13 protein-coding genes and 1 other annotated feature are annotated in these 15,418 nt (G+C 39.9%); of the genes, 2 read left to right on the plus strand and 11 right to left on the minus strand.

The genetic code is table 11. From position 1 onward, the window contains the following. Positions 1 to 163: 163 nt before the first annotated feature. The 3 genes from MKZ14_RS15215 to MKZ14_RS15225 all read right to left on the minus strand — a co-directional run bounded on the left by MKZ14_RS15215 (position 164) and on the right by MKZ14_RS15225 (position 3,538). A complete protein-coding gene (locus MKZ14_RS15215; RefSeq protein WP_333004813.1) occupies positions 164 to 1,078 on the minus strand; it encodes a pseudouridine-5'-phosphate glycosidase in 915 nt (304 codons plus the stop codon). Between the two features lie 4 nt (positions 1,079 to 1,082). Then, a complete protein-coding gene (locus tag MKZ14_RS15220; protein ID WP_016991634.1) occupies positions 1,083 to 2,174 on the minus strand; it encodes a carbohydrate kinase in 1,092 nt (363 codons plus the stop codon). Between the two features lie 113 nt (positions 2,175 to 2,287). Next, positions 2,288 to 3,538: an MFS transporter gene (locus MKZ14_RS15225; protein ID WP_333004814.1), complete on the minus strand. Its 1,251-nt coding sequence runs from the start codon at positions 3,536 to 3,538 to the stop codon at positions 2,288 to 2,290. 184 nt (positions 3,539 to 3,722) lie between these two features. Between MKZ14_RS15225 and MKZ14_RS15230 the strand changes: the two genes are divergently transcribed. Continuing rightward, positions 3,723 to 4,181: a MarR family winged helix-turn-helix transcriptional regulator gene (locus tag MKZ14_RS15230; RefSeq protein WP_036075828.1), complete on the plus strand. Its 459-nt coding sequence runs from the start codon at positions 3,723 to 3,725 to the stop codon at positions 4,179 to 4,181. Between the two features lie 36 nt (positions 4,182 to 4,217). Here MKZ14_RS15230 and MKZ14_RS15235 read toward each other — a convergent pair whose 3' ends face one another. From MKZ14_RS15235 to MKZ14_RS15270, 8 genes are all read right to left on the minus strand, one after another. Beyond that, the gene (locus tag MKZ14_RS15235; protein ID WP_016991635.1) at positions 4,218 to 4,730 is read right to left on the minus strand and encodes an adenine phosphoribosyltransferase; all 513 of its coding nucleotides are present in this window, start codon (positions 4,728 to 4,730) and stop codon (positions 4,218 to 4,220) included. A 35-nt stretch (positions 4,731 to 4,765) separates the two neighbouring features. Continuing rightward, positions 4,766 to 7,084, minus strand: a complete 2,319-nt coding sequence (gene recJ, locus MKZ14_RS15240; protein ID WP_333004815.1) for a single-stranded-DNA-specific exonuclease RecJ — start codon at positions 7,082 to 7,084, stop codon at positions 4,766 to 4,768. A gap of 157 nt (positions 7,085 to 7,241) precedes the next feature. After that, positions 7,242 to 8,033, minus strand: a complete 792-nt coding sequence (trpA, locus tag MKZ14_RS15245) for a tryptophan synthase subunit alpha (protein WP_333004817.1) — start codon at positions 8,031 to 8,033, stop codon at positions 7,242 to 7,244. Continuing rightward, on the minus strand, positions 8,030 to 9,241 hold the full coding sequence (gene trpB, locus MKZ14_RS15250) for a tryptophan synthase subunit beta (RefSeq protein ID WP_004226717.1): 1,212 nt from the start codon (positions 9,239 to 9,241) through the stop codon (positions 8,030 to 8,032). Before trpB ends, trpA begins: the two co-directional genes overlap by 4 nt. Then, positions 9,241 to 9,855: a phosphoribosylanthranilate isomerase gene (locus tag MKZ14_RS15255; RefSeq protein WP_333004819.1), complete on the minus strand. Its 615-nt coding sequence runs from the start codon at positions 9,853 to 9,855 to the stop codon at positions 9,241 to 9,243. Before MKZ14_RS15255 ends, trpB begins: the two co-directional genes overlap by 1 nt. Beyond that, on the minus strand, positions 9,852 to 10,643 hold the full coding sequence (trpC, locus tag MKZ14_RS15260) for an indole-3-glycerol phosphate synthase TrpC (RefSeq protein ID WP_333004820.1): 792 nt from the start codon (positions 10,641 to 10,643) through the stop codon (positions 9,852 to 9,854). Before trpC ends, MKZ14_RS15255 begins: the two co-directional genes overlap by 4 nt. Beyond that, positions 10,643 to 11,671 carry an anthranilate phosphoribosyltransferase gene (gene trpD / locus MKZ14_RS15265; RefSeq protein ID WP_333004821.1) on the minus strand — a complete coding sequence of 343 codons (1,029 nt, stop codon included), beginning with the start codon at positions 11,669 to 11,671 and terminating at the stop codon, positions 10,643 to 10,645. Before trpD ends, trpC begins: the two co-directional genes overlap by 1 nt. Next, positions 11,671 to 12,999 (minus strand): chorismate-binding protein, encoded by a 1,329-nt coding sequence (locus MKZ14_RS15270; protein ID WP_333004822.1) that lies wholly within the window; start codon positions 12,997 to 12,999, stop codon positions 11,671 to 11,673. The genes trpD and MKZ14_RS15270 overlap by 1 nt, the downstream gene beginning before the upstream one ends. A gap of 99 nt (positions 13,000 to 13,098) precedes the next feature. Continuing rightward, positions 13,099 to 13,339: a binding site (T-box leader), on the minus strand. Positions 13,340 to 13,659: 320 nt separating this feature from the next. On the opposite strand from MKZ14_RS15270, the gene MKZ14_RS15275 reads away from it, so the two are divergent. Beyond that, positions 13,660 to 15,348, plus strand: coding sequence for a methyl-accepting chemotaxis protein (locus MKZ14_RS15275; RefSeq protein WP_333004824.1), 1,689 nt, complete (start codon positions 13,660 to 13,662; stop codon positions 15,346 to 15,348). Positions 15,349 to 15,418: the final 70 nt, after the last annotated feature.

Consider the following 15,418-nt stretch of genomic DNA (forward strand, 5'->3'; position numbering starts at 1 on the left):
AACTTAATTGTATAAAATATTGTGGCCTATTGTAAAGAGACTGTATCATTTAGTTTAGTTAATCTCGTGAACAGATCGAAAAACGGAAAAAATATCCTTCTTTTTAATAAAAAAGACCCTTTGCGACTTCACGTCACAAAGAGTCCTTGTTTCGACAAATGGATTAGTGTAATTGATTGTAAGCTACAGCAATTTTCGCGCCGACAACTGCATTGTTTTTCACTAATGCAATGTTGGCATCAAGACTTTTACCTTCTGTTAATTCTTTAACTTTGCCAAGTAAGAATGGTGTAACGTTTTTACCTTGAATGCCATTCTCTTCAGCTTCAACTAAAGCTTTTTCAATAATGTTTGTAATAAATGCATGCTCTAATGCTTCCGCCTCAGGAATTGGATTTGCAATGACAGCGCCACCTTTTAAGCCTAATTGCCATTTCGCAGATAGCATTGCTGCAATTTCTTCCGGCGTATCTAACTGGAAGTTTACATCGAATCCACTTTGACGTGTGTAGAACGCTGGTAATTCATCCGTACCATAACCAACCACTGGCACACCTTTTGTTTCAAGATATTCTAATGTAAGACCGATGTCTAAAATAGATTTTGCACCTGCACAGATAACGGCAACATTTGTTTGAGCTAATTCTTCTAGGTCAGCAGAGACATCCATTGTTGTTTCTGCACCGCGGTGTACACCACCAATACCACCTGTAACAAAGATTTCAATACCTGCAAGCTCTGCACAGATCATTGTCGCTGCAACTGTTGTAGCTCCTAATTTTTTCGTTGCTAATAAGTAGCCTAAGTCACGACGTGAAGCTTTCGCAACACCTTGAGCATTACCGAACATTTCTAGCTCTTCATCTGATAGACCAATTTTAATTTTCCCATCAATTAATGCAATTGTCGCAGGGACTGCACCATTATCGCGAATAATTTGCTCAACTTCAAGCGCAGTTTGCACGTTTTGTGGATATGGCATACCGTGTGAAATAATTGTTGATTCTAATGCAACGATTGGTAGACCTTTTGCTTGTCCTGCTTTTACTTCTTCTGATAATACGATGAAATCTTTCATGTTGTTATTCCTCCATTTCATGTTTCAACAAATCTACTGATAACTCAGGTCTTACTGTATAAGGAGATGCCAATGTATTTTTTGCATTGGTTAATCCAGCATCAATACATGTCTCAAAAGATTGTCCCGTCAGCCAACTGTGAATGACAGCGCTGACAAAGGCATCTCCTGCTCCTGTCACATCTTCAATTTTGTCAATCACTTTAGCGGCAACATGACGAGGTGCAATCGTTGCAGATGCTGCATAAACACCCTTGCTGCCAGCTGTGATAATGACATGCTCCGCACCTAGTTGTAGGAGCTGTTGTAATGCTTTTTCATAATGGGTAGCGTTTTCAATTTTATGTCCAACAATTGTTTCCGCTTCATCTGTGTTACAAATAAACCAAGTTACGCCTTGTAATGTTTCAGGTAGTCGATTCATTTTTGGCGAAGATACTGGCACAATGACGAGTGGAATATCACGAGCAATGGCTACTTGCTGGATATACGCCACTGTTTCTTTTGGACAGTTTAAATCCAAAATAAAACAGCCTGCGTTTACAAGCATCGTTTCATGTTTTTTCAACAAGCTAGGTAACAGAAGGTCATAAACCTCCATATTTGCTACAGCTAGTGCTAGCTCTCCTTGTTCATCCATGATGGCAGTATAAGAACCTGTAGAAGCCTCTGCAAGCTGCTCTACATAACGTAGATTCATAAAGGATTCCGAAGCCTCTTGGATCACTTGCCAATCAGCATCCTTACCTGCCGTTGTTAGTAACGTCACTTGATGATTTAATCTGCCTAAGTTTTCAGCAATATTTCGACCAACGCCACCTACGCTAAAAGAAGAACTGGCAGGGTTAGATGTTCCAAATTGAACATTGCCCTTAACATGGAATTTGCGGTCTAAATTAGCTCCACCGATGCAAATAATTTCATTTTCCTCGGGTAATATATAAGCACGACCTACAATTTTTCCTTGCTTCGTTAAACTAGACACTAAATTAGCAAGCACGGGACGCGACAGATTCATTGCATCTGCCATTTCTTGCTGAGACATAAACGGATTCTGGCGAATTAAAGCAAGCACCGCCTGTTCTCTTTCATTCATAGCATCACCTTTTATTATATTTGTTTATATTATAAACTTTTGTTTACATTATGTCAAAAGATTCTTTATTAAAAAAGTTGAACCTCATCTTACTGAGGCTCAACTTTTTTTGTTTATGTTTGCTGAGGTGTTTGTTTTTTAACAATGATGACGAATAAACTGGCCATTGCACAAAACATTCCTGCAAGGAAAAATGCCCATGTATAGGAATTAAAAAATTTATAAATTAGCCCTCCACCATACGCAGCAACCGCCGCTCCTGCTTGATGTGAGGCAAATATCCAGCCGTAGATAATACTGCTTTTTTGCATACCAAAAATTTGTCGCGTCATACTGATAGTTGGTGGCACTGTAGCAATCCAATCTAGTCCGTAAAAGATGGTGAAAATCGTTAATAAAACAAATGATCCTTGTGCGAGTGCGTAAGGAAGCAATAAAAGAGATGCGCCTCTTAACAGGTAATACCAAAACAATAACCATCGATTATCGAAGCGATCAGATAACCACCCAGAGGCAGTCGTGCCTAATAAATTAAAAATGCCCATAAAAGAAAGAAATGATGCTGCTGTGACTAAAGGAACGCCAAAGCTAATACAATAAGAAACAAAATGAGTACCAATTAATCCGCTTGTCGATAGCCCACAAATAAAAAAGCTGCCTGCTAAGAGCCAAAATGCTTTAACCTTAATCGCCTCATATAAACCTTTAAAAGCCATAGCTATTGGATTCTTCTTTTGTTGTATTTGTTGTTCCTCTATAGCCTCCTCTTGTCCATAAGGAGTTAACCCCATATCCTGGGGTCTATTTTTTATAAAAAGCGCAATCATGAAAAACATTATAATACTAAGGAGTAGCATTAATGTGATAGCCCATCGCCAAGAATAGTGTTCAATAATGATAGCTAGAACTGGTAATAAAATTAACTGGCCTGTAGCTGTACTTGCCGTTAAAATACCAACCGCTAACCCTCTGCGCTTTACAAACCAATGATTCGCCACATATGGACTAAGGACAGTTAAAAAAAGACTCGCACCAAGACCAATAATTCCACCCCAAATAACGATTAGCTGCCAGGATTGATTCATCAAAAATGTTAAAGTCATTCCTAATACTAAAGTTGCCATGGCACCTAGCATCATTTTCTTTAGGCCAATGACTTCAAGCAATGCAGCCATAAATGGACCAGATATGCCATATAAAAACAAACTTACAGCAAAAGCTAAAGCAATGGTTGAACGATCCCAGTGAAATTCTTTTTCAAGAGGATCGATAAACACGCCAGATGATGACATTGTAATCCCTGCGACAATTATCGAGAAAAATGTGACGATTAAAATAAACCAACTATAATGAACACGCTTCACCTCAACACCTTCTTTTCTTTGATAGACTACAAAACATGTATATACATGTTTAAGTCTGCTTATTTCATTTATATGTATATACATGTATAATCATAGTAATCGTTCATAAAGCTGTCAAGAAGGAATTTCTAGTTATTGGGTGTATACTGATAATTAGTAGAATCCCCTTAAAGGAGTACTGTCGATGAAGAATCAACTTAAAAATATTGATTATACACAAATTTGTGTTTGTGCAAACCTTAGAAAAAAAACAAGGGTCGTCACACAATTATATGATAAGCTGCTACAGCCTACTGGTTTAAAGGTTACACAATATTCAATGCTTGCACATATCGACCTTCAACAAGCTGTCTCAATCAGCCGTTTAGGTGAAATTTTACAGCTGGATCAAACCACTGTAACACGTAATATTAATCTATTAAAGCAACATGGCTATGTTGAATTAAGACGAGATACAAATGATGCTCGTACCAAAAAAATTACACTTACTGAAAAAGGATTAGAAAAACTGCATGAAGCAGCACCTATTTGGCAAGGAATTCAAGATAGAATCATTGAGGACATTGGAATGGAGAAATACGCAGATTTCTATGATACCTTGCGAACAATGCAACAAATCATTCAATCCTATGATGAAGTATAAAAAGCGCCCTCATTGTAGGGCGCTTTTGCAATGCTCTTAATATTGAATAAGTGTTTTAATATTTAAATCGCCAAGCTTGTCTCGACCATTTAATTCTAAAAGTTCAATTAGGAATGCACAGCCTACTACCTGACCACCTAATTGTTCCACTAAACGCACTGTTGCTTCAACTGTTCCCCCAGTTGCTAATAAATCATCACAGATTAACACCTTTTGACCAGGCTTAATTGCATCGTGATGCATTGTTAATGTATCTTTTCCATACTCTAGACCATAGTCCGCACTAATCACCTCACGCGGTAATTTACCTGGTTTACGAACAGGTGCAAAGCCAATTTCAAGTGCATAAGCTACTGGACAACCGATAATAAACCCACGAGCCTCAGGGCCAACTACAATTTCTGCTCCTACTTCTTTTGCATATTCTACAATTTGATCTGTCGCATATTTGTAGGCAGGTCCATTATCCATAATTGTCGTAATATCTCTGAAGGTAATGCCTTCTTTTGGCCAGTTTTCAACCGTTGTAACGTATTGCTTTAAATCCATATTCTTGCTCCTTCTACGAAACGTTATTCGTCCGTTTATGTTAATCGTTCATCAAACCATTGTTTTAATTCTATATAAGGAGCATAGACAAGCTTTTGCTCCATTTCAATCTGTTCTGAACGTTGTTTGTAAGACGGTGCCTCTGTTAGTGCTTGTTTTGGCGCATTCACGTTGACAGTCGTCAGTCCACTCTCCATTTTAACAAAACCAAGCTCAAAAAACACCTGTGTCATAAATTTTAATGTATCTAATGGCCACCCCGTATGCTTCGCTAAATCTGCGATATGCATATCAAGCGGAAAGGCTGGTCGATTTTTTAAGAACTTGTAATACCAAGCAAATTGCTCACGAGTAGGTAGACCACTGAAGTATTGTGAGTCAGGCATATAAAAATGAGCATAAATACGTGAAGGGGCTGTCTTCTGTAAAACGTCCTCTAGCTTTTGAACATTGTGTGGCAAGTCTAAGAGCACGATGTAATCACTTTGTTCAATATTTGAAAGGGCTGGGTCAACCAGTGTAATAGATGCACCTATTAATGATTGATAATAGGTCATCGTTTCTGGACGAAAGGCGATAAACCGGGCCACGTCCTTCGGTACGGTATTCAGCCATCGAGCTGTTTGACGGATACCACGAATATCAAATAACTGCCATTCTGTAGTTTGGACATCCTCGATCATAAATTGGGCTTTTTTACGCCCCTGCCATTCGTTAATTTGCAAATCGCCTATAAAGGAAACTTTGATGCCATACGTTAATTCATCATGTAAATGCCCTTTGTTAAAACCAACACTATCCAATTTATCATAGCCGTTTGTTATTTCCATTTTAATATGATTCTCGCCCGCTCCAATTTTACGCATGGAGGCGATTTCTACATCCTCCAGCACATACACAGGCTTAGGGAAATCTGTGCCAAATGGTCCTAGTGTTGAAATTTCCTCAATAGCATCCGCTGAAATTTCATCTATGCTGAGCGGTATATCAATATGCACTACAGGTGTTAATTGCTCCTCTGTTAAACAGGCTCTTGCCTGAGCATCTAAGCGAGTACGTAGTTCATCCACATGCTCTAATGATAAGGTCATACCTGCAGCCATAGGATGTCCACCAAAATGTGGTAAAATATCTCGATTTTTAGCTAGTTCATTATATAGATGAAAACCTTCAATACTTCGAGCAGAACCTTTTGCTATGCCCTTTTCTGGATCGAGTGACAGCACAATCGTTGGACGGTAATACAGTTCAACGAGACGTGAGGCTACAATTCCTACAACACCTGCGTTCCAGCCCTCGCCAGCAACAACAAGAACTAAGGAATTGCCGATTTTTTCATCTGCTTCAATCAGTGCGATGGCTTCATCTGTAATACTTTTCACAATATCTTTGCGCTCGGTATTGCAGGCATTTAGCTTTTTTGCCAATGCGGTTGCTTTAGCATTATCCTCCGCCATTAATAATTCAACACCAGGAGCTGCTTCACCTAGACGACCAACAGCATTCAATCGTGGACCAAAATAAAAGCCAATCGTTTCTTCTGTAATTTTCGTCTGCTCTGTACTGGCTATGTCACACATCGCTTGTACCCATGGACTAAGGGAACGACGCATTTCTTGTATGCCCCTCTTCACGAGATAGCGATTTTCATCCACCAACGGAACTAAATCTGCTACAGTGCCAATCGCCACAAATTCTATTAGATGGCTTGGTAGTTCACCATAAAGAGCATGTGCCAGCTTAAAGGCTACCCCTACTCCTGCTAGCTCGCCAAATGGATATTGCCCTTCTGGTATTCGGGGATGAAGAATAATATCTGCTGGTGGTAGCTCCTCACCTGGTTCATGGTGATCTGTCACAATGACATCCATACCAAGCTCCTTTGCTACTCGAATAGGCTCAATACCAGATATACCATTATCCACTGTAATGATTAACTGTACACCATCTTCATAGGCCTCCCGAAATAGGGCTTCATGCGGACCATAGCCATGGATAAAACGATTCGGAATTTTAAAGGAGACGTCTGCTCCAAGATCTAGTAAAACATGTAACATAACGGTTGTGCTTGTCACACCATCCGCATCATAATCACCATACACTAAAATTTTCTCACCATTTTCTAGTGCTTGTTCAATTCGTGCTACCGCTTCAGCCATACCATGCATAAGAAATGGGTCATGGATATTTGCCTCAGTCATATTTAATAAGCTTTCTGCCTCAGCCGTTGTTTCGCAGCCTCGTGCTGCTAAAATTTTTGCTGCAATCGCAGAAAGTTGTAAGTCATTTTGTAATGCTTGTACAAGTGTTGCGTCAGGACGCTCCACCTGCCATCTTTTTTTCGATAGAATCATCTGCTCACTTCCTTACGAAAGCTATTATACCGAATTTCTATTGGTTGCGCACTATCCGTTAGATTGATAGTTTTATCCATGGGTTTTTAATTTCTATCCGTCACTTTTCCATTTCTTTCCGCCAATTAAAGCACTTCATCAAAAAAAGCCTACTCTTCTAAAGAGTAGACTTTTCTAACAAACCTTTCGAGGCGGCTACTAATGCTTCCACCATTGCCAAATCTCCTTGATGCAATGCCGTCACAATGGCACTACCGACAATTACACCATCTCCCAAAGCCCCCATCTTTTTCACTTGCTCAGGTGTTGAAATACCAAAGCCTGCAAGCACAGGGATTGGACTTGCTTGACGTAAGCTGGCAAAATGCTGTTCTAAATTATCGGCAAAACGTGATCTTGCTCCTGTGATCCCATTAACGGTCACTGCATAAACAAAGCCCTGACTAGCTGCTGCGATGCGTGCTATACGCTCTGGAGGGCTTGTCAATGAGATAAGCTGTACCACATCAATGCCATATGGATTTAATGCATCACGTAACAACTCGCTCTCTTCCAAAGGGACATCTGGTACAATTAACCCCTTAACTCCTCCAGCTACACAGGCTTGCGCAAAAGACTTTAAGCCATATGCTAATACTGGATTGAAATAAGTCATGACTACGAGAGGCACTGTTATTTCATCTTTAAATGACGCGAGTGTTTGCAACACGTTTCTTAATGTCACACCAGCTATGAGAGCACGTTCTCCTGCTCGTTCGATCGTTGGACCATCAGCAACAGGATCTGTAAAAGGAATTCCTACTTCAATAGCTGTTACCTCTAATTGCTGCAGTTTTAAGATAATTGGCTTAATGGTCTCTAGCCCTCCGTCACCTGCCATGATATATGGTATGAAAGCCTTATGACCTGCAGCATTTGCCTGTTCGATCGCTTGCTGTAAAGTTGTCATTTTACATCCCCCCCTAGTGCTGCTCGAACTGTGTGAACATCTTTATCTCCTCGACCAGATAAGCACACAACAATGATCTGATCTTTCGCCATAGTCTTTGCAAGTTTTGCCGTATAAGCAATGGCATGAGAACTTTCAAGTGCAGGTAGTATCCCTTCCGTTCGGCTTAATAATTGTAGTGCCTCCAGTGCTTCAGCATCTGTGATGGAGTCAAATTGCGCTCGACCAATATCATGTAAATAACAATGCTCTGGTCCTTTCCCTGGATAATCTAACCCAGCTGAAATAGAATGTGCTTCTTGGACAAAGCCGTTTTCATCCTGTAATAAATACATGTAGGCGCCATGTAATACACCTAATTGTCCACCTGCGATGGCCGCAGCATGCTTCCCAGTTTCAAGACCACTTCCTGCTGCTTCAACACCGTATAAGGCAACTGATTCATCATCAACGAATGGGTGAAACATACCGATTGCGTTACTGCCACCTCCAATACAGGCAACAACTGCATCAGGTAAACGCCCCTCTTTTTGCACGATTTGCCTTCTTGTTTCTACTCCAATGACACGCTGAAAGTCCCGAACAATTTTTGGGAATGGGTGAGGACCTAAGGCAGAGCCTAAAATATAGTGGGTATCCTCAACATTTGTCACCCAGTAACGTAGGGCAGCGTTCACAGCATCCTTTAATGTTTTAGAACCACTTTCCACCGATTGAACCTTTGTGCCAAGCAACTCCATACGAAAGACATTTAACTGCTGACGTTTTATATCTTCTGCTCCCATAAATACAACACATTCTAGATTTAATAATGCACATGCAGTAGCTGTTGCCACACCATGCTGCCCAGCTCCTGTTTCAGCAACGATTTTCTTTTTACCCATACGTTTGGCTAGAAGTGCTTGCCCAATCGCATTATTAATTTTATGTGCACCTGTATGGTTTAAATCTTCACGCTTTAAATAAATCTTTGCTCCATCTAGCGCCTTCGTTAAATTTTCTGCGTAATAGAGCGGTGTTTCACGGCCAACATAGTCTTCTAAATAATAGGACAGCTCCTCTGTAAATGCAGGGTCTAGTAATGCTTGCTCATAAGCAGCTTCTAATTCAAGCAAGGCTGTCATTAATGTTTCGGGCACAAACCGACCACCAAATTGTCCAAAACGCCCTTCTTTTGTCGGTACACTATTTGCTATTGATATTCCCATCATCTGCTCCCCCTCTTTACTGCCTGTAAAAAAGCTTGTATTTTGCTAGAATCCTTGATTCCATCTGTTTCCACACCACTTGATACATCGACCATAAAAGGACCTACATCTGTAATGGCTGCTTCAATATTGTCTACATTGAGACCACCCGCTAATAATAATTTTGCTTTAGGAATACCTACTTGCTCAAGCAGTGTCCAATCAAAAGTGTGACCACTACCGCCTTTAAACTCTGTACCAGGCGCGTCGAACAAATAATAATCTACTTGATAGTTAGCAGCTGCTTGAACGTCCTCTGTTCCTCGTATCGATAATGCCTTAATGGCAGGATAACCTTGCTCCTGAATAAATGCTGGCGTTTCCTCTCCATGATATTGCACGTAATCTAAGGGCACTCGCTCAACCGCTTCCTTTAATTCAGCTGGCGTTGGATTGACAAAGACTCCTATTTTCAAAACGCCTTGTGGTACATGCTTCGCTAATTGTTGGGCCTGCTCAATGGATACACGGCGTTTACTCGGTGCAAAAACAAACCCTATCGCATCTGCACCCGCATGAATAGCTGTTTTGACATGTTCTTGTTCCTGTAGACCACAAATTTTGACCTTTGTCATACCGATGCCCCCTCTTTACTTACTTTCAAATCTCGTAGTGCTTGCCCCGCATCTCCACTCCGCATTAAAGCTTCACCTACAAGGACACCACTAACCCCCATCGAGGCTACTTGCTTCGCATCTTCTCGTGTCCATATGCCACTCTCACTAATTAATACTCGATTCTCATCAAATGGAAACGTATTAGCAATTTCTTTTGTACGCTCTAGGCTTACTTCAAAGGTACGTAAATCTCGATTATTAACGCCAATTAACTTTGCATCTACTGCAAGAGCGCGTGCAAGCTCCTCACTATCATGTACTTCCACTAAAACTTCTAGGCCTAAGCCCGTTGCATAGCTATATAAATCACGTAAGGCATCGTCCGTTAAAGCAGCCACAATTAATAAAATAATGGATGCACCTGCTGCCTTGGCAAATCGAATTTGTACCCGATCGATCATAAAATCCTTACAAAGAAGGGGTGTATCGACTGCACCAGCAACTGCTGCTAAATCTTCAAAGGAGCCTTTAAAAAATTCCTTATCGGTTAAGACCGAAATAGCTGCTGCCCCTGCTCGTGCATAGATTTGTGCTTGTGCAACTGGGTCTGCCCCGCCAGCTATTAACCCTTTGGAAGGCGAAGCACGCTTCATCTCAGCAATGACTTGCAGTGTATGGGCTTGTCGCAATGACTCAATTAACGAGCGACGTGGCGTATCTGTAAAGTTTGCTAAAGGGTCTGGCTGCTCTAACAAAGCGCCCACCTCAATCTTTTTTTGCTGCAAAATTTTATTGAGTATATTCATTATCCTACCTCCACTTCTTTAATTTGCTTGCTATACGTAACAACCGCCTCTAATTTTTGTTGTGCTCTCCCACTAAAAACACTTTCCTTTGCCATGGCTACACCCTCTTTGATGGTTTCCGCTTGACCATAACCAAATAAGCCGATACCAGCATTTAATACTACTGTATCTAAATAAGGACTCTGTTCCCCAGCCAATATTTTTTGCATAATCACCGCATTTTCATCTGCATTGCCACCACGGATGGCCTCTAAAGGTGCCGTTTGAAGACCAACATCTTCGGCAGTTAGGGAAAATGGAATTAAATCACCTTTATCTACTAAAACCAATGTATTTTGTCCTGCTAATGAAGCCTCGTCCAAGCCCTGTGGTCCTGAAACGACAATCGCCCGCTCACGTCCAAGCATTTGTAATACTGAGGCATATTCCATGACAAAATTCGGACGATTAATACCTGTAAATTGTGTGGATAATGGGACCGGATTTGTTAAAGGACCAACAAGATTAAAGATTGTCGGTTTACCTAATGAACGGCGAATTTCACCAATCCTCTTTAATTTGGGATGGACATTCGGTGCATAAATAAAAGCGATCCCCTCTCTCTCTAGCAAATGAGCTGTTTGTGGGATAGAAATAGCTGTATGAATACCTAGTGCCTCTAGCACATCTGAGCTACCAGAGGAGGAAGAGATTTTACGGTTCCCATGCTTGGCAATTTTGACACCCGCTCCAGCTAACACAAAAGCAGAAGCTGTACTGATGTTAAAGGTATGAAGACCATCTCCACCTGTACCGCAATTATCCATATAGCTATCTTCTTTTACGGCTATATCAAGAGCAAAAGATCGCATAATAGTTGCTAATGCGGCTACTTCATGTGCAGTTTCTCCCTTCGCCGATAAAGCTGTTAAAAAGCTTGCTATTTCTTCTTTAGGTGTATCATCTTGAAATAACCATTGCGCTGCCTGTAACATTTCTTCGTACATGAGATGTGTTCCCTGCAGTACTTTCCTTTGTAATCGTTCCATTAGCTTTGCCCCCCATTGTTCACCAGTAACTGTAAAAATGCCTGTTCTTCCTCTTGCACTTGGTGTAAAACGTCTTGCACATTTGTATATTTGGTAACAGTTATTGTTGCTTGTAAAGTCATGCTATCCTGTTTAACTACAATAGATTTCCCTGTTAAAGCAAAATCCAAATGACCATTAAATCCAATAAAGCCAAGGGCACCAAAATTACCAGCTGTATGCGGAAGCTTCGTAGCTGAAAGTGGAGATATGGTTGCTGCTAAAACATCAAGGGCATGAAGCATTGGTAAAAGCTTTCCTTCAACCCTAGTCGTCATGTGCAGTGCCTTTTTGGACCGCTGGATACGCATTGCCTCCATGACCTGAACAGAATCTCGGAAACAAACCGACTGTAATTCTTGCTGAACAGCACTAACAAGAAGTGCATGGGATTGTCTAATGCTTTCATGGTTGTATAATTTGTGTTCATTTTCTAGGTCTTCATTTTTTGTTTCCCCTCGCGGATATGTTCCCTCTGTAGGAGTCGCAATAACTCTTTCACCTTTTACTTGAATTAGACTTTCAGGAGAAGTACCTAACACAACATGCTCCTCAAATTCTATATAATACATATAGGCTGCAGGCCTTTTTTTGCGTAGCTGCCGATACAAAGCCAACGTATCACCTTGAAAATTTGCTACATAATGATTCGGCAAAACTACCCTTGTTATATCATCAGGTAAGTTAGCTTGCATTGTCTGTAAAACCTTTGCAAATGATTCATTTGTTGTAGCATCAAGCGGTTGATAACGATAAGATGCTTCGTCACTGATATGCCCGTTTACTATTTGTTGAGCCAATTCTTCCAAATCAGGTTCTTGCTTTTCTGCATCAATATTTGTATGAATCAATGTCACTTCATCTGTTTGATGATCGAAGACAATAATCGTTTCATAGACATGAAAATAAGCATCAGGTAATTCTATTTTTTTATCTACGAACATCGTTGTACCGCCAAAGCCTATATACCCAACGGCACCACCTGAAAAAGGAAATTGTGTCGTATTGGAAATACGTGGCATAAGGCGTTTAAGAAGAACAAAGAGTTCTCCTTGATGCACATATGTTTTTCCAGTTTTATAGGAAACCTCCTGAATTTCTTGGCCCACACCTTTATATGTTTTTCGTGGATTAGCCCCAATAAAGGAAAACCTTCCCGTTCCTTCATGTTGAGCAGAACTTTCCAATAAAAATTTATGTTTTCCCTGTAAACGTCTGAAAATCAAAATAGGTGTTAAAGAATCGCCATTGATCGTTTTCATTTTTGTTCTTGAACTCGTTGTTTGCATAGCTATTTTGCTCCTTTTTCAAAGATTCCTTTAGCTAATGTCTAGACGAATGCTGACTGAAAATAAAAAAGCCCTCTGCAAAAAGGATTATTCCTAATTGCAGAGGACGATTATGACCGCGTTGCCACCTCATATTAGAGCATATGCTCTCACTTTTGTGCTTTTCATTATGGGTATGGTAAACCACACCTTGAAAGCACCCCTATAACGTGGGGAATTACGTTCGCTTTTTATAAGCGACTCTCATAAGTCCATTCACATAAGCTGTAAATCAGTTTACACCATCCACTGACTCTCTTTATTACACACTTATGCTACTACTCTTATTCAACAATTTCTCAGCTATTCTCATCTAAACTCAGCTCATCTGTTCTTCGGCTGACCTCGCTCCCGAGACCTTCTACCTTGACCGAACAAAAAGTTAGCCTTAATTCTAAGCCAATCCAATACTATTGTCAATCAATTCTGACGAAAAAAGTTAATATTCCTATTTTATTTTGAAGAATTAAAAGTAGGTATATTATCCTTCTATAAAATCTTATTGGAGAATAAGATTTCCTACTATTGAAAATTCCTGGAGTATTGACCATGTAAATATATCAAGTTATAGTAATTTCAGAACATCAATTTTTCCATATAATAAAAGAAAGTAGGAAGTTTATGTCCGTTCGCAAAAAATTAAATATTGGTTTCATTTCCTTAACATGTTTACTACTTATCTCAAGCATCGTTTCATTTATTCAATTTAAAACAACACAGAATGATTTAGAAGAAGTACTGAAGCATCGGATGGTGCAAATCCAATTAACAGATAAAATCCAACAACAACTTGCGTCCCAAGGTTTATTTTTACGCTCCTATATTTTAAATAATAAGGATGAAGCAGCTAAGGCCAATTTAGAGCGCTATGAAAAGTTGTTACCTGAAACAGTTAATGAACTTTCTACTATTGTTCGATCAGATTATACAAAAAATATTATGCAGCAAATCACGGAATTGCAAAAAGAGTTACTTTCAAATTCACAGAAAGCAATACAAGCGTTTAATAGTGGCAACACGAATCTAGCACTCTCTATCATCAATAATGATGTTACAAAATACAATAAAGACATTTTTAAGTTAACAACCGAATTATTAGCTTATCACGATGAACAGCTTCAAAAGGTTGACCAATCTGTTAATCAAACCGTTTCACGAGCTATTGTCATTGCTATTAGCCTTCTAATTGCTAGTATCATTATCGGTTTATATTTTATGCATTTTGTCAAAAACTCCATTGTTCTACCACTACGTAAGGCCATCGGAGCAGCAGATACATTAGCAACAGGTGATTTAACAATCGCTAAGCTTGACCATCAATCAAAAGATGAGATCGGTACACTTGCAAATGCAGTCAATACATTAAAACAAAACCTAGCTGGTTTAATGACTAACATTCAAGATAGCGCATCCCATTTATCGGCTGTCTCAGAAGAGCTTTCCGCTAGTACAGAGGAAGTAACGGCAACCTCTGATAATATTGCGCAAAGAATTCAAGATAATGTAACACATATCACTTCTTCTGCTAGTGCCTCTCAGCAAAGTGCTGTGGCAATGGATGAAACCGCATCAGGTGTCCAACGCATTGCGGAGGCGACACAAAGTCTTCATCACAATGCTGAAAATCTGACTCAACTTGCCCATATAGGTAGTGCAACGATTACAACCGCAAAAGAACAGATGGATTTAATTGCACTCTCAACTTCTGACATTGCAACACTAACGCAAAAACTAAGTAAGCAATCGGAAGAAATCGGACAAATTACAACAGTGATTACAGCTATCTCAGAACAAACAAATTTACTGGCACTGAATGCTGCCATTGAAGCAGCAAGAGCTGGAGAACACGGGAAAGGCTTTGCAGTTGTAGCGGATGAGGTACGAAAACTTGCTGAGGAATCAAATCAATCTGCCAATCAAATCGTTGCTATTACAAAAGAAATTCTAACAGATACGCAAAATGTTGCAGCATCAGTAGACAATGGTTTAGCCTCTGTAAAGGATGGTGTAGCCAAAATTCATGAGGCTGGAGATGCTTTCTATTCCATCACCTCTGCAGTTGCAGCATTCACAGAGCAAATTGAAGAAATTTCTGCCACATCTGAAGAAATCCCTGCCAGTGCTGAGCAGGTTGCTGCCTCTGTCACGGAAATCGCAAATGTCTCTCATCAATCAGCAACTAATTCTCAAATGATTGCAGAATCCGTTGACGAGCAAGTTGCGACGATGCAGCAAGTAAATACTGTTGCTGAAGAATTAAGTGAAAATGCGCAACAGCTACAAGGCTTAATTCAGCAATTTAAATTGTAAATACTATATGAAAAATCTGCTGCTTTTTATAAAAGGTAGCAGATTTTTTGCATAAAAAAAGCAGAGAATA

This window comes from Lysinibacillus sp. FSL P2-0066, assembly GCF_037969495.1.
GTDB classification, from domain to species: Bacteria; Bacillota; Bacilli; order Bacillales_A; family Planococcaceae; genus Lysinibacillus; species Lysinibacillus boronitolerans.

What these genes read in the sequence shown, in the direction of transcription:
- MKZ14_RS15215 (WP_333004813.1), bottom strand. Translation starts at nt 1,078, where the DNA reads ATGAAAGATTTCATCGTATTATCAGAAGAAGTAAAAGCAGGACAAGCA.
- MKZ14_RS15230 (WP_036075828.1), top strand. Translation starts at nt 3,723, where the DNA reads ATGAAGAATCAACTTAAAAATATTGATTATACACAAATTTGTGTTTGT.
- MKZ14_RS15235 (WP_016991635.1), bottom strand. Translation starts at nt 4,730, where the DNA reads ATGGATTTAAAGCAATACGTTACAACGGTTGAAAACTGGCCAAAAGAA.
- trpB (WP_004226717.1), bottom strand. Translation starts at nt 9,241, where the DNA reads ATGGGAATATCAATAGCAAATAGTGTACCGACAAAAGAAGGGCGTTTT.
- trpC (WP_333004820.1), bottom strand. Translation starts at nt 10,643, where the DNA reads ATGAATATACTCAATAAAATTTTGCAGCAAAAAAAGATTGAGGTGGGC.
- trpD (WP_333004821.1), bottom strand. Translation starts at nt 11,671, where the DNA reads ATGGAACGATTACAAAGGAAAGTACTGCAGGGAACACATCTCATGTAC.
- trpA (WP_333004817.1), bottom strand. Translation starts at nt 8,033, where the DNA reads ATGACAACTTTACAGCAAGCGATCGAACAGGCAAATGCTGCAGGTCAT.
- MKZ14_RS15270 (WP_333004822.1), bottom strand. Translation starts at nt 12,999, where the DNA reads ATGCAAACAACGAGTTCAAGAACAAAAATGAAAACGATCAATGGCGAT.
- MKZ14_RS15220 (WP_016991634.1), bottom strand. Translation starts at nt 2,174, where the DNA reads ATGAATGAAAGAGAACAGGCGGTGCTTGCTTTAATTCGCCAGAATCCG.
- recJ (WP_333004815.1), bottom strand. Translation starts at nt 7,084, where the DNA reads ATGATTCTATCGAAAAAAAGATGGCAGGTGGAGCGTCCTGACGCAACA.
- MKZ14_RS15255 (WP_333004819.1), bottom strand. Translation starts at nt 9,855, where the DNA reads ATGACAAAGGTCAAAATTTGTGGTCTACAGGAACAAGAACATGTCAAA.
- MKZ14_RS15275 (WP_333004824.1), top strand. Translation starts at nt 13,660, where the DNA reads ATGTCCGTTCGCAAAAAATTAAATATTGGTTTCATTTCCTTAACATGT.